The organism is Streptomyces sp. NPDC006463 (assembly GCF_042870715.1).
Lineage (GTDB): Bacteria > Actinomycetota > Actinomycetes > Streptomycetales > Streptomycetaceae > Streptomyces.
Genome location: NZ_JBIAHP010000011.1, coordinates 249,401 through 266,943 on the forward strand (window position 1 = coordinate 249,401; position 17,543 = coordinate 266,943).

Consider the following 17,543-nt stretch of genomic DNA (forward strand, 5'->3'; position numbering starts at 1 on the left):
CGGCCACCTCGGCGCCGGCCACTTGGACGCCGGTCACTTGCGCGCCGCGTCGGCGAGGAGCTCGTTGGCCTCCTCCTGGGCCTTCTTCACCGCCGTGCGGGCATCCTGTTCGCCCTTGATGGCCTTCTGTACCTCGCGTACGACGGCGTCGCCCACCTGGTTGGTCCACTGGACGGGGGTGTTGGCGTCGAGCTCGGCGGTCTTCAGCTGCTCGGCGCCGACCGCGCGGGCAAGGGTCTCCGCGTCCTTGCCGTCGCCCTTGTCCGCGAAGTACGGGTCGGCGAGGCCCCGGGCGTTGGAGGGGTAGATGGTGGCCTTCTTCGAGAACTCCACCTGGTTGGGGCCGTTGGTGACCCACTTGGCGAACTCGGTCGCCGCGTCGAGGTGCTTGGTGTCCTTCTTGATGCCGAGGCACTGGGCGTAGATGCCTATGTGGCCGAGCTTGCCCGTGACGGCGCCCGCGACCTGGGTGCCCGCGTAGACCTGGGGGGCGTTTCGCTTGATGTCCTTGACGAAGCCCGGGGAGCCGGGGCCGAAGACGAGCTTCCCGCCGCCGTAGAGCTGGTTGATGTCGTCCGACTTGAGCAGGGACTCCTTGGGCATGGCGCCCTTGGCGTACAGGTCCTTCATCCGCTCCACCCACGCGACGGCCGTGGCGGTGTCGAAGGTGAACCGCTCGCGCTTCTCGTCGAGGAGGGGTACGCCCATCTTCTGCCAGTCACCGGGCAGCCGGCCCTTGGGGTCGGCCATGAAGGCGGAGTAGCGGCCGCCGGACGAGGCGGCGATCTTCTCGGCGTAGTCGAAGAACTGCTCCACGCTGGTGGGCGGCTCGGCCGGGTTCAGGCCCGCCTTCTCGAAGAGCTCCTTGTTGTAGGTGAGGATCTCCGGGGTCACGTACCAGGGGTACGCGTACACGCCGTCGCCCCTGCCCGGGAGTTTGAACTGCTCCCAGGCGCCCGGCACGTACTCCTGGGCGACCGCGCCGTCGAGTTTGGCGACGTCGGCGAGCATGCCCCGGTCGCCGAGGAGCTGGAAGGAGTCGGTGGAGAGGTTGACCACGTCCGGGAGGGCTCCGGCCTGGGTGTCGGCGACGAGCTTCTCGTTGTAGCCGTCGCCCGGGACGTCCTCCCATTTGACCTTGACCTCGGGGTACTTCTTCTCGAAGCCGTCGATCACGCCCTGTACGTACTGCGTGAACGTGGGCTTCAACTGGAGCGTGCGGAAGGTGATCTCACCCGCCACTCTGCCCGTCTTCGCGGCCTCCTCGACATCCCCGGGGCTGCCGCTCATGCCGCACGCGGCGGTCGAGAGGAGGACGCCGGCCGCCAACGCGGCAACGGCGATACGGGTCGGGTTCGCACGGGTCATCGTCGCCGCCTTCACAGAAGTCCGGCCTCGTCGCCGGAGGCGGTGCCCACGGTCGCCGGAAAGCAAGACCTCGTCAATGAGGCAGGGGTGGCCGTGGCCGGTGGCACATAGGTGCCGAATGGCGCGGCGGTTCCGCACTGGCCTCGGCGACTTTGGTCAGACCCGCCACGACCTGGGCTAATGCGCTTTAGTTCAAAGGCGGTTGACCGTGATATCGATTCAATGACGAAGCTGGCCCACCATCAAGATCTGACTCTTTATCGACGGTTCCCGGAGACCCGCACTAATGCGCTTTACCCAGGCGCCGCGAAACCGCTTCGGCGGCGCGGTCACCCCTCCCCGAAGCGGGCCTGATACCTTGAACGCGTTCAGTTGAACACGTTCAAGGTACGAGGGGGCGGCCATGAGTGCCGGACAGGAAAGCGACGCGCGGCTCCACCAGAGCCGCCGGGTCCACAAGGTGCAGCGGGCTCTCGCGGCGGGCGCGGTGCTGACCGCCGCTGCACCCCTGCTGTGGGGGCTCGGCCTCACTCACATCGGCGCCTTGTACGCCCTGACCGGCGCGTGCGTCGCGATCCCGCTCTTCCTCCGCAGCACTCGGGCCTTCACGCGCGGCTGCCTGATCGTGGGAATCGTGCTGATCCCGTGGGGGGTGCTCGGGGTCTTCATCGGCATGTTCCTGTTCTGGCCGTCGGCGCTCCTCCTCCTGCTGGCCGCCCTCGGGGATCCGCGCGAACGCCCGGTCGCGGCGTTGCTGTCCGGGATCGTCGGCGCCCTGGTGACCGCTGGAGCCGTGGCGCTCACCGTGTTCTGCGTCTGGCACTTCCACATCGGACCCTCGCTGGCCCAGCCGCACAGCTATCGGGCCGAAACCGAACCCGGTTGGTTCCGCGGCGGACTCGGGGACGCCACGGAGCGGCTCCGGCCGTACGGTGCGACCAGCGTCTACGGATCGGGGTCGGACCAGGTCTCCTACCTGGAGGTCCGCTTCCCCGACGACCTCCCCGAGGCGCAGCGTGTGCAGTTGGAGCAGCAGATCGCTCAGCTGCCCGGCATCCGCCGGGTGGAGCTCTGCTCGGTACGCGACTGCGGCTGAGCCCTGACGGTGACGGTGACCGGTCCGGCGAACCGCAGTGCTCAGTGGGTGTTCCGCGTCCCGCCGGCGGGCTCGCAGCCGCACTCGTCCCCGCCTGCGCTCTTCCCTCCACATGCGCAGGAGCGGCGGCGCCGGCCCAGCCACCAGGCTCCCGCCGCGAGCACGGCCAAGGCGACGGCGAGGGCGGGCAGCCGGCCCACCACCGCCCCGGCCCCGGCCCCGGCCCCGGCCCCGAGGACGCCCGCGGCGATCAGGGTGGGCAGGGCGCAGCAGGCCACACAGGCCAGGGCGGCCAGGCCCGCGAGCACCTTCGGGGTGCGCGGGGGGCGCCGGTCAGCAGCAGCGTCCGGCATGGCGGTTCTCCTCGGCGAGGTCGGTGAAGGGGATCGGGCAGCACGCGCTTCCGGCGCAGACGGTGAGGTCGTCGCAGCCCGCCTCGGCGGCGGCGGTCAGGGCGGTGCGGATGGTGGTGAGATCCGCGATCTTCGCGTCGACCTCGGCGAGCTTCGCCGCAGCGCGCTCCTGGAGTCCGGCGACCGGGCGGCCGTGGCGGTGGCGGCCGGCCTCCAGCAGCTCGGCGACCTCCTCCAGGGTGAAGCCGAGGCGCTGGGCGGCCTTGATCACCCGCAGTGCGGTCACCGCGTCTTCGCCGTACAGCCGGTGACCGCCGTTGCTGCGCTCGGGCTCGGCCAGCAGGCCACGGCGCTCGTAGTAGCGCAGCGTCTGGACGTTCACCCCGGCCGCCGCGGCGAGCTGCCCGCTGCGCAGGCCCGTGCTCACCGCGACTCCCCGTCGGCAGCGGTCCGCGCGACCAGGGCGTCCAGGACCGCTTCGTGCGCCTCGTCGACGGCGATGTCCAGCAGGACGGAGATGTCGCCGACCGTGACGGTGAAGGCGAAGAACGAGCAGCAGCCGGCCTCTCGCGCCACCAGCTCACGCACTCGTTCCTCGACACCCGGCCCGCCGCTCAGCTCAAGGCGCAGGCCCAGGCGCCCGGGCCGGGACAGCGACGTCAGGCGCTCGGCGAACAGAGCGTCCCACTCCGCGACCCGCGGGGGCCGCTCCTCGGTGGGCAGTGTGCAGGACTGCGGCACCCACGCCGGAGCACTCATGGCCTTCTCCCGTCATCGCGCCCCTGCAGCCGGGGACACCTCCGACGGTAAACCCGTACCTGGGTACCGGATGCAAGCACCTCCGCGCCCGCCCCGCACCGGCGCTACTTCATCGGGTACTCGGCCTTCTCGGCGAGCTTGCCGTCCTTGAAGCAGAAGCGCAGCACCGTCTCGTTGCCGTTCTTGGGGTCGCCGCTGGACACGTACCAGGAGCAGGCGCTGCCCTCGGGCTCGGCAGGGCCTCCCTCCTTGAGGGCGCTCTTGACGAAGGAGTCGCCCGACGGGAGCTTGGCGCGGACCTCGCTCTCCGCGTCACCGGTCTTCACGGCCTCGTAGACCTTGGGGTCGACCAGGGTCTTGTCGGCCGCGTCGAGGACCTTGCCCACGCCGAAGACCGCGGCCACGGCGAGGCCGATGCCCAGCACCAGCGCCACCCCGCAGCCGATCAGACAACCCTTGCGCTGTGCCACGCCGTTCCTCCGTGTCGTTCGTCGTGTCCGGCGGCCGTCGCCTGGACACTACGAACCCTCACAAACGGGCGGCGCCCGGTGCTGTCCTCGAAAGTCGTCGGCCGCCGCGACGATCGTCGTCCGTCGGGGCCGGGCTCAGACCGCGGGGGCCACCAGGTCCGCGGGGTCCGTGTTGGCCCCGCAGAGGATCACGGCGACCCGCTCGCCCAGCGGCCGCGACGCGCCGCGCTGCGCTGCCAGCGCCGTGGCCGCGCCCGCCTCGACCACGAGCCGGTGCTCCTCCCAGAGCGCGCGCCGGGCGGCCGTGATCGCCCCGTCCGGGACCAGGACCGACCGCACGGCCTCGTGCTGCGCGGCGGCCAGCGCGTCCCCGGAGACCCGGGTGGCACCGAGGGAGTCGGCGGCCACGGAGTCCACGGCGACGTCGACCGGGCGGCCCGCCGCCAGGGCCGCGTTCAGGGCCCGGCAGTTCTCCGGCTCGGCGGCGACCACCCGTACGCCGTGTTCGCGGGCGGCGGTGGCGACCCCGGCAAACAGTCCTCCGCCGCCGACGGCGACGACCACGGTGTCCAGCCCGGGCAGTGCGGCCCGGATCTCGTCGAGCAGGGTCCCGGCGCCCGCCGCGATGAGCGGGTGGTCGTAGGCGTGGCTGCTCAGGGCCCCGCTCGCGGTGGCGAACTCCTCGCAGGCGGCCAGCGCTTCGGCGTACCGGTCGCCGACGAGCCGCACCTCGGCCCCGTACCCGCGCAGCCGTTCCACCTTCACCCGGGGAGCGCCCACAGGCAGGAACACGGTCGCGGGTACGGACTGGGCGCGGGCCGCCCAGGCGCAGGCGAGGCCCGCGTTGCCGCCGGAGGCGATGGTGACGCCGGCCTCCGGGAGGGTGCCGGCCTCGCGGTGGGCGGCGAGGAAGTTGCGCGCGCCGCGGGCCTTGAAGGAGCCGGTGTGCTGGAGGTGTTCCAGCGCGTACCAGACGCCCTCGGCCGCCGGGGCCACGGCGACGGGGCGTACCGCTCCGGCGATCCGGTCGGCGGCGGCGCGTACGGCGGCGTAGTCGAGCTGCTGTTCCGGTTGCATGGTCGGTCTCCTCATCAGGCGGTGGGCGCGGCGGACGGCCGGGCGGGCCGGGCGGCCTCGATCAGCTGGCGCAGGGCGCCGTAGTACACCTCGTGGTCCGTCAGCGGTGGCAGTACGTCGGCCAGCCCGCCCGTGAGCACCGGGAACTCGGCGGGGTCCAGCGCGGCCAGGGCCGCCCGGGAGGCGGCGGTGGCTCCGGCCGGGTCCCGGTGGTCCACGAAGGCCGCGCTGCCCAGGGTGAGCAGGTACATGCGGCGGTAGACGGTCATCGCCTCGGCGGCGGTCATCCCCGCAGCCACGCTGTCGGCGAGCGCGGGCTCCACGAGCCGGGCCAGCAGCTGCCGCCCGAGCCAGGGGCGGCCGCCGCGCAGGACCAGCAGCCCGGGGTGGGCGGTGAGCAGCCGGTACAGCGCGCCGAACCGCTGCTCGGCGACGTCCGCCCAGTCCGTTCCGGCGGGGACGTCGGGGAGCTGCGCGGCCAGGTGCTCGGTGCAGAGGTCGAGCAGTCCGGCGAGGTCGGCGCAGCGGCGCTGGACGGTGGCGTGGGAGACGTCGAGCCGGTCGGCGAGGGCGCGGAAGCTCAGGGCGGCGGGCCCTTCCTCGTCGAGGATGCGCAGGGCGGCGACGGCGATCGTCTCGGGGGTGGCCCGGTCCAGGGCGGCTGATCTCCTCGGCATGAGATACACCGTAACATACGCCGTATCAGACCTTCGGTGCCTCATCGACTGCGGCCATATTGCTGGTCATTGGCGGATAATCATCGACTTTCATTGACAGCGAGTAGTCGCGTCGCTGCACTGGGCGCACGACTGCCCCACTGCCCCACGTACGTCCACGTCAAGGAGACTCCGTGCCGCCTCGCCTGCGCACCTCGCTCCCCTGTCTGACCGCGGCCGCCCTGTTCGCCCTGGCGCTCTCCCCCGCCCCGGCGGGGGCCGAGCCCACCGCGACCTCCGACACCCCGCTCGCGCTCACCCCTCCCATGGGGTGGAACAACTGGGCGCACTACATGTGCGACATCGACGAGGCCAAGGTCGTCGCGAACGCCGACGCGCTCGTGTCCACCGGGCTCGCCGACAAGGGCTACGACACGGTGACCGTCGACGACTGCTGGATGACCAAGAGCCGCGACGCGCGGGGCGCGCTGGTCGTCGACAAGGAGAAGTTCCCGCACGGCATGGCCTGGCTCGGCGACCACCTGCACGCCAAGGGCCTGAAGTTCGGCATCTACCAGGACGCCGGCTCCCTCACCTGCGAGAAGTACCCGGGAAGCGGCGCCCCCCAGGGCGGCGGCGCGGACCACTACGCGCAGGACGCCCGGCAGTTCGCCTCCTGGAACGTCGACTACGTCAAGATGGACGGCTGCAACCTGTGGGTGCCGGAGGGCAAGACGAAGGAACAGGCCTACCGGGACGCGTACAACGCCGTCGCCGCGGCCCTGCGCGCGAGCGGCCGGGACATGGTGCTGTCGGCCTCCGCGCCCGCCTACTTCCAGCAGGGTGAATGGGGCGGCTCCGACTGGCACAAGGTCCTCGGGTGGGTCGGCGAGACCGGCCAGCTGTGGCGCGAGGGCCGGGACATCAAGGTGTACAACCCGGCCGCCCCCGCCACCTCCCGGTGGAGTTCGGTGATGGGCAACTACGGCTACAACCGCTGGCTGGGCCGCTACGCGGGCCCCGGCAACTGGAACGACCCCGACTTCCTGATCGCGGGCGCCCCCGGACTCAGTGACGCCGAGAGCCGCAGCCAGGTCGCCCTGTGGGCCATGATGGCGGCCCCCTTCATCCTGTCGTCCGAGGTCTCCCACCTGACCCCGGGCGGGCTCGCCGCCCTCGGGAACACCCGGCTCATCGAGCTGGACCAGGACCCCATGGGCCGTCAGGGAGCGGTGGTCTCCTCGAACGCGACCTTCGAGATCCTGGTCCGGCCGCTCGCGAACGGCGACCGCGCGGTGGCCGTGCTCAACCGCTCGGGCGCCGCCCGGGACATCAACGTGCCCCTCGACGAGATCGGGCTGCCGTCCTGTACGGCCGACGCGCGAAACCTGTGGAGCGGGGAACGCCGGGAGGTCTCCGAGACGTTGACCGGGAGGCTGGCCGGTCACGACACGGCCGTCTGGCGGCTCACCCCGCGCGGCTGCGCCCAGGCGGTACCGACCGGACAGATCGTCGGTGACGGCGCCAAGTGCGCCGACGGGGCCAACACCACGGGTGTCGGGGCGGTCGTCATGGGGACGTGCACCGGAGCCCCCGACCAGCGGTGGGCCGTGGGCGGCGACGCGAGCCTGCGGCTGGCCGGCGAGTGCCTCTCGGCCGGCGAGGACGGCCTGGTGGAGCTGGCGGACTGCGCGCCCGCGGAGGCCGGGCAGCAGGGCCAGAGCTGGGCGCACCGCCGTGACGGGGCGCTCGTCGAGGAGGTGAGCGGACGGTGCCTGACGGCCCCGGCCGCGGCAGCCACCCCGGACGCCCCGGCCGAGCGGCTGCGGCTGGCTCCCTGCGGCGACCACCGGGTCGACCAGGCCTGGGCCCTGCCGGTCTGACGGCGGACGGATGACGAACCCGAACCCGGACCCGACGCCGAACCGGACACCGATGCCCGAGCTCGCCCCTCCCCCTGCCCCTGCCCCTGCCCCCGACCCCGGCCCCGAGCTCAAGCGCGAGCCCGTGCCACTGCCCGCACCCGGGCCCGCTCCCGCGCCCCCACCACGACGCGGGCGCCTGCCCGTCCCCCGCCCGGTCGCCCTCGCCGCCCTCCCCGCGGCGCTGCTCGCCCTGGTCTGCGCGGGGCCCGCGCCCGGCGCCCCCGCCCCGGCTGCGGGGCCGCCCGCGCGGGCCGACGTACGCGGTGACGCGCGGGAAGGCGCGCACCCGGCCGCACCCGGGCAGGCCGGCCTGCCCGTACGCCTCCGCGCGCGCGGCGCCCTGCAGCCGGCCGCGCCGCGCCCCCGGACCTTCGACGTCGCGCCCGCGCGGGCCGCCCTGCAACGGCTACTGCCGCGCCACGCCGGGCAGTTCACCCTCCTGCCCGACTCGGCGGGCGCCGCCGACACCTTCACCGTCTCCGGAACGCCGGGCAAGATCACCGTGCACGGCAGCACCGGAGCCACCCTGCTCACCGGTGTCGGCTGGTACCTCCAGCACGTCGCCGGGGCCGACATCGGCTGGCCCGGCGACAGCATCGGCATGCTCCCCGCCGAACTGCCGGGGGTCCCGGCGCCGGTCACCCGCAGCGCGCTCGTACCGCACCGGTACGCGCTCAACGACACCGATGACGGGTACTCCGGCCCGTACCGCTCCTTCGAGGAGCACCAGCGGCAGATCGACCTGCTCGCCCTGCACGGCATCAACGAGGTGTTCGTGCAGGTCGGCGCCGAGTACCCGTACTACCGGGCGCTCCAGGGCTTCGGCTACTCCACCGAGGAACTGCGCCGGTGGATCCCCGGCCCCGGCCACCAGAGCTGGTGGCTGCTGCAGAACCTCAGCGGCTTCGGCGGCCCGGTCTCGGAGCGGCTGATGCGCGAGCGCGCCGAGCTGGGCGGCCGGATCGCGGACCAGTTGCGCGGGCTCGGCATGACCCCGGTCCTGCCCGGCTACTTCGGCACCGTGCCGCCGGAGTTCGCCGCCCGCAACCCGGACTCGGCCACCGTGCCGCAGGGCGACTGGGCGGGCTTCGACCGGCCGGACTGGCTGGACCCGGCCTCGCCGACGTTCGGGAAGCTGGCCGCCGCGTACTACGCGGAGCAGCGGGCGGTGTTCGGGGACAGCACGATGTTCCGGATGAGCCCGCTGCACGAGGGCGGCCGGACGGGCCCGGTGGACGTGAAGTCCGCCGCGGGGGCCGTCCAGGCCGCCCTGCACGCCGCCCACCCGGGCGCGCTGTGGGCGGTGCTCGGCTGGCAGGACGACCCGACAGCGGAACTCCTGGCCGGCGTGGACACCTCGAAGCTGCTGATCCTGGACGGGCTGTCGGACCGGTACAACCGGCTGGACCGCGAGACCCGTTGGGGCGGCGCTCCGTACGCGATGGGCACCATCTACAACTTCGGCGGGCACACCACCATCGGGGCGAACACCTCCGTGTGGATCGAGCGCTTCGGCCCCTGGCGTGCCAAGAGCAACAGCGCGCTCACCGGGATCGCCTACCTGCCGGAGGCGACCGGAACCAATCCGGCCGCGTTCGACCTGTTCACCGACCTGGCCTGGGAGCCGGAGCCGATCGACCAGCGCCGGTGGTTCGCCGACTTCGCGGCCCGCCGCTACGGCAGGCCGGACGCTGAGGCCGCGGCGGCGTGGGAGGAGCTGCGCAAGGGGCCGTACAGCACCTCGTCGGGGCTGTGGTCGGAGTCGCAGGACAGCCTGTTCACCGCGCGGCCGAGCCTGACCGCGGCCGGGGCGGCGTACTGGAGCCCCAAGTCGGTGCGCTACCCGGCCGGTTCGGTCCGCCGGGCACTGGACCACCTGCTCAGGGTGGATCCGCGGCTGCGCACCTCCAGCGCCTACCGGTTCGACCTCGTGGACACCGCCCGACAGGCGCTCGCCAACCACTCGCGGGTACTGCTTCCGAAGATCAAGGCGGCGTACGAGGCCGGGAACCAGGCCCTCTTCCGTGACCTGACCGACGAGTGGCGGGACGGGGAGCGGAAGCTGGACGCGATCACCGGCTGCGACCCGAACTTCCTGCTCGGCCGCTGGCTCGACCGGGCCCGCTCCTCGGGCACCGACCGGGCCGAGCAGGACCGGTACGAGTACGACGCCCGCTCGATCCTCAGTGTGTGGGGCCCTCGCGGCACCAGTGAGGGCGGCTTCCTCCACGACTACGCGAACCGTGAATGGAGCGGCCTGATCTCGGAGTTGTACGCCCGCAGGTGGGACGCGTACTTCGACTCGCTGGAGGAGGCGCTGGTCCGGCGGGCCGCGCCGCGCGCGATCGACTGGCACGCCTTCGAGGAGGAGTGGGCGCGGCGGACCACCCGGCATCCGGTCCGGCCGAGCGGGGACCCGTACGGCCTGGCCGCCGCGATCGCCGCGTCCCTCCCGGCGGCGGCGAACTGACGTACACCCCCGAGCAGGGTGATCATCGCTTTATCGGGTGATCGTCACTCTGCCGGGGGAATATCCCTCCCCGTCCGAGGGAGCGGGCACCGGGCACTCCCTCGCGCGGCGCGCGCCCGGAAAGGATCGGGGGCATGTCCGAGACCGAACAGGAGCAAGCTCCGGCCCTGCTGCTCGCCGAGGGGGTGGTGGAGCTCCGCAAGCGGCGGGCGATGCCGGACCGCGGCTGGGACGAAGGCGTCCGGGAGGACCGGACCGTCGACGACGGCGTGCTTCCGCGCGCCCGGGTCCCCGAAGCGGACGGCGGCGCGGCCACAGGCGGTGTCGCCGGGGGCTGACCTACCGTGGGGTGTCGGCACAAGGACGGAACGGTGATCCCCCATGGACCGTGCGAAGGCAGACCCGGGGCGCCGGCGGCGGCTGTTCGCCGCAGCGGTCAGCGGGCTGGTGGCCGCCGCTGCGGGACTGGCCCTGGCCGAGCTGGCCGCGGCCGCCGTCAGGCCCGAGTCCTCTCCGCTCACTGCCGTCGGCGCGGCCGTGGTCGACCGTACGCCCGCGGCCGTCAAGGAGTGGGCGATCCAGGCGTTCGGCACCGCCGACAAGCTGGTGCTGACGCTCGGCATCGTCGCCGTGCTGGGCGTGGTCGCCGCCGGGGTCGGGATGCTCGCCGTCCGCCACCTCCCCGCCGGGCTGGCCGTCGCCGCCGGCTTCGGGCTGCTGGGGGCGGCGGCCGCGCTCGGCCGGCCGGCGGCGTCCTGGCGCGACGCGCTGCCGTCGCTGGTGGGCGGCGCGGCCTCGGCCGGAGTGCTGTACCTGCTGGTCACGGCGGCGAATCGGCCCCGGCCCGCCGGGACCGCGCCCGGCGGCGCCTGGGCGATGGACCGCCGCGGCTTCGGACGGCTGGTCGTCGTCACCCTCGCGGTCTCCGCCGTGGCCGGCCTCGCCGGGCGGCGCCTCGGCGCCTACGGCTCCGCCGGAGCGACGGCGTCCCGGGCCCGCTTCCGTCTACCCAGGCCCGCCGTGCCCGCGCCGCCGGTCCCCGCCGGAGCGGATCTCCCGGTGCCCGGCATCTCCCCCTTCGTCACGCCCAATCAGGACTTCTACCGCGTGGACACCGCCCTGGTCGTACCGCGCGTGGACGCGGACACCTGGCGCCTGCGCATCCACGGGGAGGGGGTCACGAAGCCCCTCACCCTCGATCTGCAGGAGCTGCTCGCCCGCCCCCTGGTCGAACACGACATCACCCTCTGCTGTGTCTCCAACGAGGTCGGGGGCCCGTACGCGGGCAACGCCCGCTGGCTCGGCGTCCGCCTCGCGGACCTGCTGCGCGAGGCCGGCGTACGGCCGCCGTCCCAGGGCGGGCCGGCCGACCAGCTGGTGTCGCGCTCGGTGGACGGCATGACGATCGGCACGCCCGTCGAGACCGTGATGGACGGACGGGACGCGCTGCTGGCCGTCGGGATGAACGGCGAGCCGCTGCCCTTCGCCCACGGGTTCCCGGTCCGGATGGTCGTACCGGGCCTGTACGGGTACGTCTCCGCCTGCAAATGGCTGAGCGAGCTGCGCCTGACCACCTTCGCCGCGTACGACGCGTACTGGGTGCGCCGGTCCTGGGCCGCGATGGGCCCGGTCAAGACGCAGTCGCGGATCGACACCCCCCGCCCTTCCTCGGTGCTCGTGCCGGGCCCGGTCGCGGTCGCCGGGGTGGCGTGGGCGCAGCACCGGGGGATCACGCGGGTCGAGGTACGCGTGGACGGCGGCCCTTGGAACGAGGCGCGGCTGGGGGCCTCGGACGGCGCCGACACCTGGCGTCAGTGGGTGTGGCCGTGGCAGGCGACCGCCGGCCGGCACACCCTGGAGGTCCGCGCCACGGACGGCACCGGCACCCCCCAGACGGGGGAACGCACCGGGACCCTGCCCGACGGGGCGACCGGCTGGCACGCGGTGACGGTGCACGTCGGGCCGGGAGTGTGAGCCGTGGAGCTCGGCACCGGCGTCGGCGCCGGGCACGAGGCCGGGGCGATGACCGGCCCGCCGGTCGGCCGGGCCCGGTTCACCCAGGCCGGTGAGGCACCGGGAGCACCTACTTCCACGGCACCGCTCGGAGCCCGCCGGTCAGGTCACCGTGTGGCGCGACCTCGGGAACATGCCCGGAGCCCTGGCTCAGCGGCTGCCCTCGACGGGCGGGTGGAAGGCGAACGCCACGCTGTTCCCGGCGACTTCCGCGCAGGACGAGGACAGTCCGCCGCAGCAGCCGGCCGCCTTCGCCGAGCCGCGGCGAGCAGCGGGGTCCGGAGTCAAGACCCCCGGGCCGGCTGAGCACGGAGTTCACGCCGCCAGGCGCGGGCAGGCCGTCACTCTCGGAGCGCTTCCGGAGCGCGGCGGGCGGCACGCCCGGTTAGCCTGCGAGACGGGGCCTGCAATCGCGAGATGGGGGAAATTCGCCTTCGACCTGCATGGAGGCACCACCGTGCGCAGTTCCAAGACCTTCACCCTCACCTGCGTGCACCTTCTCCTGGGCGCCGCGCTGGCGGGCGGCTGCACCCTCAGCCGGGCCGATAGCGCCGCGAAGCAGTGCCCGGCCGGCCAGGTGTCCCGAGGCGGCACCTGCATTCCGGCCGATACCGCGGCCTTCACCAGGCAGCAGGTGGCCGCCGCCCTCAAGAAGTACAGACTGACCGCGGCGATGGCCGAGGTGTGGGTCGACGGCGAGCGGGTCTCGTCCGCCGCGGCAGGGGAGACGATGACGGGCTTCCCCGCGACGACGGACATGCGCTTTCGCATCGGCTCGGTCGCGATCCCCTATATGACGACCGCGCTGCTCAAGCTGGTCGACGAGGGCAAGGTCACGCTCGACGACAAGATCTCCCGCTGGCGCCCGGACCTTCCGCACGCGGACGAGATCACGCTGAAGATGCTGTCCTCCGCCTCCTCCGGGTACGCGGACTACGTCACGGACAAGGCCTTCATCGCCGATCTGTACAAGGACCCCTTCCAGTTCTGGACGGGTGAGGAGCGCGTGCGGATCGCGGTCTCCAAGCCCCTGGTACTGCCCCCCGGTTCGGGCTTCGCCTACTCGCACGCCAACTGGGTGATCCTGGGCGACATCATTTCCAGGGTGAAGGGCAAGCCCCTGGCGGAGGTGATGCGCGACGACGTCCTCGGGCCGATGGGCCTGACCCACACCGAGATCTCGTCCAGGGCCGAGATCCCCGCGCCGGTGCTCCACGGTTTCGACAACGAGCGGGGCGTGTTCGAGGACGCCACCTACTGGAATCCCTCGTGGACGCTGGCGGAGGGCGCGGTGATGACCGGAACGCTGGAGGACATGGCGAAGGCCTTCGCGGCGATCGGCGAAGGGAAGCTGCTGACGCCCCAGTCGCACAAGGTTCAGCTCACCCCCGTCGTGAAGATCAAGGGGAACGCCTGGTTCGCCCTGGGTCTGCCGGTGCAGAACACCTGGATCGTCCAGAACCCGTCCTTCGCCGGCTACGCGGGTACGGTCGCCTACCTGCCGTCCAAGAAGATCGCCATCGCGACGGTGGCGACGCAGGGCCTCGGCAGCACCGTCCAGAACGCCAGCTCGAACGTCCTGCAGGCGATCGCCAACCACCTGGCCCCGGAGCGGCCCGTGAACCTGGGGTGACGGGCCGCCCGCCGGGATCCGGTCCCGGCGGGCGGCGGAGCACCGGGGTCCTACGACCGGACCGGGCGGACCGGCAGAGACTGGACGTTGTTGCTTATGAAGCTGCGCTGGTGCGGGAGTTCGGCCTCGGGGACCGCGAGATCGAGGTCGGGGAAGCGGGTGAAGAGCCGCTCCAGCGCGATCGTGGCCTCCAGCCGGGCGAGCGGTGCGCCCATGCAGTAGTGCGCGCCGTGGCCGAAGGAGAGGTGACGGGCGGCCGTGGGACGCGTGATGTCGAAACGGTCGGCGTCCGGGCCGTGGAAGGCCTCGTCGCGGCCGGCCGCGGTGTATCCGGCGAGTACCGGGGTGCCCTGCGGGATCACGGTGCCGTCGACGGTCAGGTCGCGCGTGGGGTAGCGGAAGGGGAACCAGCTGACCGGGCCGTCCCAGCGCAGGGTCTCGTCCACGACGTCCGACCAGGTGGCCTTCCCGTCCAGGACGAGGGCGAGCTGGTCGCGGTGGGCGCACAGGGCGCGAACGGCGTTGGTGATGAGGTTGAGGGTGGTCTCGTGGCCCGCGACGAGCATCAGCCTCATGGTGCCGATGAGTTCGGCCTCGCTGAGCCGGTCGCCGTCGTCCTCGCGGGCGGCGATCAGGCCGCTGGTGAGGTCCTCCCCGGGGGCCTCCCGCCGGGCGGCCGCGATCGTGCCGATGAGGGCGACGAGCTCCTGGAGCGCGGCCATCTTCTCGGCCGGGGTGATGTCGGTCGCGATGATCACCGTGTTGGTCAGGTGGTGCAGTCGGCCCCGGTGCTCGGGGTCCACGCCGAGCAGCTCGCAGATGACGTTCATCGGGAGCGGGAGCGCGAAGTGCGCGTACAGGTCGGCGACCCCGTCCGGGGCCTCGGCCGCGGCCCGGCCGAGGTCGTCGAGGAGTCCTTCGGTCAGCTCCTCGACACGGGGCCGCAGCCGTTCGACCTGGCGGGCCGTGAAGGCCTTGCCGACCAGCGAACGGAGCCGGCGGTGGTCGGCGTCGTCGGCGGTGTGCATGCCCTGGGCGTTGGCGAAGACCCGCAGCGGCCAGTCCGGGGGGATGGTGCCGTCGTGCAGGGACGGGAAGTGCCGCGCGTCCTTGGCCACGTCGGGGTGGGCCAGGAACTCCTTCAGCGCGTCGTGCCCGAGGACGACCGCGCCGGGCACCGCGCCGGGCAGTACGACCTCCGCCACGGCGCCCTGGGCACGCAGCCGGGCGTTCAGGGCGTGCGGGCAGCCGCCGGCGGGGTCGATGACGTGCGGGGTGTCCGAGGCGTGCGGGGCGGAAGAAATGTGGGACGACAAGCCGGCTCTCCTGACCTGATGAACGAGACTCGGTCAACAGTGCGGCTTGGGGGGCGGGTTGTACAAGCCCGCCCCGCGCCGTCTCAGAACCAGTTGACGGTCAGTGCGAATGCCGTACCTGCGGTGGCCCCGGCGGAATCGGTGACGGTGGCGGTGACCTGGACCGTACCGATGCCCCAGGGCTTGCCGGTGACCCGTCCGGTGGCGCTGTCGATGGTCAGACCCCACGGCAGGCCGGTGGCCGCGTAACGGACGGGGGGCTTTCCGCCGGTGGCGGTGAGCCGGATGGTGCAGGACTGGTTGAACTTGCACGTCTGCGGGCCCGGGTCGGCGAGCTTCAGATCCCCGGGAGTGGGCGTGGGCGTCGGGGTCGGGGTGGGGCTCGGGGTCGGGGTCGGGGTCGGGGTCGGCGTCGGGGTCGGCGTCGGGGTCGGGGTCGGCGTGGTGCCGCAGCCCGGGGCGGCCTCCGGCGGCAGCGGCACCCGCCAGATCTGGGTGTCGTTCTCCGACCCGACGAGCAGGCTCGCGCAATCGGCGTACGTCACCGTCTCCCCTTGCGACTGCGCGGGGAGCGCGACGTCCGCGAGCTTGGCCCCCGAGGTGTCGTACACGGACGCCGTGTTGGCGCCCAGCGGTCCGCCGCTGCGCAGGGTGTACGAGGCTCCCGTCGGCGAGAACGCCCCGTCGGTGGCGAACACGGGGCCCGGCCGGACCGCGGTGAGGGTGTTGACCTGCCCGGTCACCGGCGGGAGCGGTGCCTGGTACAGCTGCCCCGCCGCTCCGATGACCTTGCTCGCGATGTAGAGACGGCCGGTGACCGGGTCGGCGAGCAGGGACTCGGCGTCGTGCCGGCCGTCGGCGTAGGCGAACCGGTAGGTGGCCGGCGTGACCGCCGCGTCGGCGAGCCGCTCGGGCTCGGCGAAGGCGTGCACGGTGATCTCCGCGCGGCCGCTGAAGTTGTCCCCGATGTCGCCTACCAGGATCGTGGGCCCGCCGCTCGCGTCCTTGCCGATCGCCAGCCCCTCCCAGTCGGTGTTGCCGACGCCGGAGACGGTGAACGTGGCCGCGAGCCGACCGGTGGCGGTGGTGCAGTCGATCGCGAAGACCTGGTTGGTGTTGCCGCTGTCGTTGACGGCGTAGAAGACGCCCGGGTGGCGGCGGCTCATGGCGAGGCCGCTGAGCTCGGCCAGGCCGCCGGGGAGAGCGCACTTCTTCTCCGGCGCCAGGGAGCGGGCGGCCGCGTGGGCGGGTACGGCCGGGGTGGGCGCGGCCGAGGAGGCGGGCGAGGCGGTGGCGGTGGCCATCCAGACCGTCGCGGGCAGGAGCGTGGCGAGGGCCGCGGTCGCGAGGGCGGCGGCCCGTGGGGGTGTCAGGAGTCGGGACATGCCCACCATGTGAGGGCACGTCACTGCGTGGCACCAGGCCCGACCACCTCCCGTTCGAGCATTGTTCAATGCCGAGCCGGCATGTCTGGTCAGCGCACCGGTTCCCGTACGGGTGCCGTGCGCCCCGCGTGCGCGATGAACGCGCGGGCCGCGCGGCTCAGCGGCCGTCGGGCGTGCGCGATGCCCACCGGGCGCAGCAGGGAGGGTGTGAAGGAGCGGATCTCCGCCCTGCTGCCGAAGGCCCTCGACACCACGTCGCGGTACCAGATGAGGGAGCCGCGGCCGTCGGTCACGCCGGTCACCCAGGCGAGGCGCTCGTCGACCTCCAGGGAGGGCACGGGCCGCACGCCCAGGCAGCTGAACATGGCCTCCATCTCGGTGCGCCGGCCGGTTCCCGGGGTGGGCAGCACCATCGGCAGTCCGTCGAGCATGCGCAGCGGCAGCGGGTCGGGCAGCCGGGAGCCGATCGGCGAGATCAGCACCACCTCGCGCTCCTGGATGTGGTGGGTGGAGAGCTCCTTGTCGACGGGCAGGTCGACGAGCGCCAACTCGCTCCGTCCCTGGTTCAGTTCCTGGACCAGGGCCTCGCGGCTGTCGTGCTGCTGGATCCTGACGTCCACACCGGGATGCTTCTCGGCGAAGGCCGTGACCAGGCCGGTGGCCAGGTCGAGGGCGAGGGTGGGCGTGGTGACGAGGGTGAGGACGGCCCCGGAGTCCTTGCCGTGGGGGGTCCCGATGTCGTCGATGGCCTCCACCGCGTTGAGCACGGTGCGGGCCAGCCGGACGACCCGGGCCCCCTCCGGCGTGAGATCCACCCCCCTTCCCCGGCGTGCGAGAAGTTCGACACCGAGGTCCCGCTCCATCGCCTGGACGGCACGGGACAGCGCGGACTGGGCGACGAAGACGGCCGCGGCGGCTCCGGTGATGGACCGGCAGTCGGCCACGGCGACGAGGTAGCGGAGTTGCGCGAGCGTGGGGGTCATGACCGGACGGTAACCGCGCGGGGTTGCACCCGTAAGGGC

General features: G+C 73.1%; 16 protein-coding genes. 6 read left to right on the plus strand and 10 right to left on the minus strand.

Annotated features, from left to right (window positions below; genetic code table 11):
- Positions 1-33: 33 nt before the first annotated feature.
- On the minus strand, positions 34-1,368 hold the full coding sequence (locus ACFYOB_RS21880) for an ABC transporter substrate-binding protein (protein WP_388561819.1): 1,335 nt from the start codon (positions 1,366-1,368) through the stop codon (positions 34-36).
- Positions 1,369-1,771: 403 nt separating this feature from the next.
- Here ACFYOB_RS21880 and ACFYOB_RS21885 point away from each other — a divergent pair, with 403 nt between their 5' ends.
- Positions 1,772-2,464: a hypothetical protein gene (locus ACFYOB_RS21885; protein ID WP_388561821.1), complete on the plus strand. Its 693-nt coding sequence runs from the start codon at positions 1,772-1,774 to the stop codon at positions 2,462-2,464.
- Positions 2,465-2,505: 41 nt separating this feature from the next.
- Here the strand turns inward: ACFYOB_RS21885 and ACFYOB_RS21890 are convergent, their stop codons facing one another.
- From ACFYOB_RS21890 to ACFYOB_RS21915, 6 genes are all read right to left on the minus strand, one after another.
- Positions 2,506-2,817: a hypothetical protein gene (locus tag ACFYOB_RS21890; RefSeq protein WP_388561823.1), complete on the minus strand. Its 312-nt coding sequence runs from the start codon at positions 2,815-2,817 to the stop codon at positions 2,506-2,508.
- Entirely contained in the window at positions 2,798-3,244 is a 447-nt protein-coding gene (locus ACFYOB_RS21895; protein ID WP_388561825.1) for a MerR family transcriptional regulator, read from the minus strand. The genes ACFYOB_RS21890 and ACFYOB_RS21895 overlap by 20 nt, the downstream gene beginning before the upstream one ends.
- Positions 3,241-3,576 (minus strand): hypothetical protein, encoded by a 336-nt coding sequence (locus tag ACFYOB_RS21900; protein ID WP_388561827.1) that lies wholly within the window; start codon positions 3,574-3,576, stop codon positions 3,241-3,243. The genes ACFYOB_RS21895 and ACFYOB_RS21900 overlap by 4 nt, the downstream gene beginning before the upstream one ends.
- A gap of 104 nt (positions 3,577-3,680) precedes the next feature.
- Complete coding sequence (locus tag ACFYOB_RS21905; protein WP_388561829.1) at positions 3,681-4,046, minus strand: hypothetical protein; 366 nt, start codon at positions 4,044-4,046, stop codon at positions 3,681-3,683.
- Between the two features lie 135 nt (positions 4,047-4,181).
- Positions 4,182-5,123 (minus strand): serine/threonine dehydratase, encoded by a 942-nt coding sequence (locus ACFYOB_RS21910; protein WP_388561831.1) that lies wholly within the window; start codon positions 5,121-5,123, stop codon positions 4,182-4,184.
- Between the two features lie 14 nt (positions 5,124-5,137).
- Entirely contained in the window at positions 5,138-5,800 is a 663-nt protein-coding gene (locus ACFYOB_RS21915) for a TetR/AcrR family transcriptional regulator (RefSeq protein ID WP_388561833.1), read from the minus strand.
- A 173-nt stretch (positions 5,801-5,973) separates the two neighbouring features.
- Between ACFYOB_RS21915 and ACFYOB_RS21920 the strand changes: the two genes are divergently transcribed.
- From ACFYOB_RS21920 to ACFYOB_RS21940, 5 genes are all read left to right on the plus strand, one after another.
- Positions 5,974-7,662: a ricin-type beta-trefoil lectin domain protein gene (locus ACFYOB_RS21920; protein WP_388561835.1), complete on the plus strand. Its 1,689-nt coding sequence runs from the start codon at positions 5,974-5,976 to the stop codon at positions 7,660-7,662.
- Positions 7,663-7,672: 10 nt separating this feature from the next.
- Complete coding sequence (locus ACFYOB_RS21925) at positions 7,673-10,174, plus strand: alpha-N-acetylglucosaminidase (RefSeq protein WP_388561837.1); 2,502 nt, start codon at positions 7,673-7,675, stop codon at positions 10,172-10,174.
- Between the two features lie 134 nt (positions 10,175-10,308).
- Entirely contained in the window at positions 10,309-10,512 is a 204-nt protein-coding gene (locus ACFYOB_RS21930; RefSeq protein ID WP_388561839.1) for a hypothetical protein, read from the plus strand.
- A 43-nt stretch (positions 10,513-10,555) separates the two neighbouring features.
- The gene (locus ACFYOB_RS21935) at positions 10,556-12,148 is read left to right on the plus strand and encodes a molybdopterin-dependent oxidoreductase (RefSeq protein WP_388561841.1); all 1,593 of its coding nucleotides are present in this window, start codon (positions 10,556-10,558) and stop codon (positions 12,146-12,148) included.
- 496 nt (positions 12,149-12,644) lie between these two features.
- Entirely contained in the window at positions 12,645-13,820 is a 1,176-nt protein-coding gene (locus ACFYOB_RS21940; protein ID WP_388561843.1) for a serine hydrolase domain-containing protein, read from the plus strand.
- Positions 13,821-13,870: 50 nt separating this feature from the next.
- Here the strand turns inward: ACFYOB_RS21940 and ACFYOB_RS21945 are convergent, their stop codons facing one another.
- The 3 genes from ACFYOB_RS21945 to ACFYOB_RS21955 all read right to left on the minus strand — a co-directional run bounded on the left by ACFYOB_RS21945 (position 13,871) and on the right by ACFYOB_RS21955 (position 17,504).
- Positions 13,871-15,136: a cytochrome P450 gene (locus tag ACFYOB_RS21945; RefSeq protein ID WP_388561845.1), complete on the minus strand. Its 1,266-nt coding sequence runs from the start codon at positions 15,134-15,136 to the stop codon at positions 13,871-13,873.
- Between the two features lie 83 nt (positions 15,137-15,219).
- A complete protein-coding gene (locus tag ACFYOB_RS21950; RefSeq protein ID WP_388561847.1) occupies positions 15,220-16,521 on the minus strand; it encodes a putative Ig domain-containing protein in 1,302 nt (433 codons plus the stop codon).
- Positions 16,522-16,610: 89 nt separating this feature from the next.
- Positions 16,611-17,504 carry a LysR family transcriptional regulator gene (locus ACFYOB_RS21955; RefSeq protein WP_388561849.1) on the minus strand — a complete coding sequence of 298 codons (894 nt, stop codon included), beginning with the start codon at positions 17,502-17,504 and terminating at the stop codon, positions 16,611-16,613.
- Between the last annotated feature and the right edge of the window lie 39 nt (positions 17,505-17,543).

Excerpts from the sequence above, each read along its gene's own strand:
- ACFYOB_RS21880 (WP_388561819.1), bottom strand. The coding sequence starts at position 1,368 with ATGACCCGTGCGAACCCGACCCGTATCGCCGTTGCCGCGTTGGCGGCC.
- ACFYOB_RS21885 (WP_388561821.1), top strand. The coding sequence starts at position 1,772 with ATGAGTGCCGGACAGGAAAGCGACGCGCGGCTCCACCAGAGCCGCCGG.
- ACFYOB_RS21890 (WP_388561823.1), bottom strand. The coding sequence starts at position 2,817 with ATGCCGGACGCTGCTGCTGACCGGCGCCCCCCGCGCACCCCGAAGGTG.
- ACFYOB_RS21900 (WP_388561827.1), bottom strand. The coding sequence starts at position 3,576 with ATGAGTGCTCCGGCGTGGGTGCCGCAGTCCTGCACACTGCCCACCGAG.
- ACFYOB_RS21910 (WP_388561831.1), bottom strand. The coding sequence starts at position 5,123 with ATGCAACCGGAACAGCAGCTCGACTACGCCGCCGTACGCGCCGCCGCC.
- ACFYOB_RS21915 (WP_388561833.1), bottom strand. The coding sequence starts at position 5,800 with ATGCCGAGGAGATCAGCCGCCCTGGACCGGGCCACCCCCGAGACGATC.
- ACFYOB_RS21925 (WP_388561837.1), top strand. The coding sequence starts at position 7,673 with ATGACGAACCCGAACCCGGACCCGACGCCGAACCGGACACCGATGCCC.
- ACFYOB_RS21930 (WP_388561839.1), top strand. The coding sequence starts at position 10,309 with ATGTCCGAGACCGAACAGGAGCAAGCTCCGGCCCTGCTGCTCGCCGAG.
- ACFYOB_RS21935 (WP_388561841.1), top strand. The coding sequence starts at position 10,556 with ATGGACCGTGCGAAGGCAGACCCGGGGCGCCGGCGGCGGCTGTTCGCC.
- ACFYOB_RS21950 (WP_388561847.1), bottom strand. The coding sequence starts at position 16,521 with ATGTCCCGACTCCTGACACCCCCACGGGCCGCCGCCCTCGCGACCGCG.
- ACFYOB_RS21955 (WP_388561849.1), bottom strand. The coding sequence starts at position 17,504 with ATGACCCCCACGCTCGCGCAACTCCGCTACCTCGTCGCCGTGGCCGAC.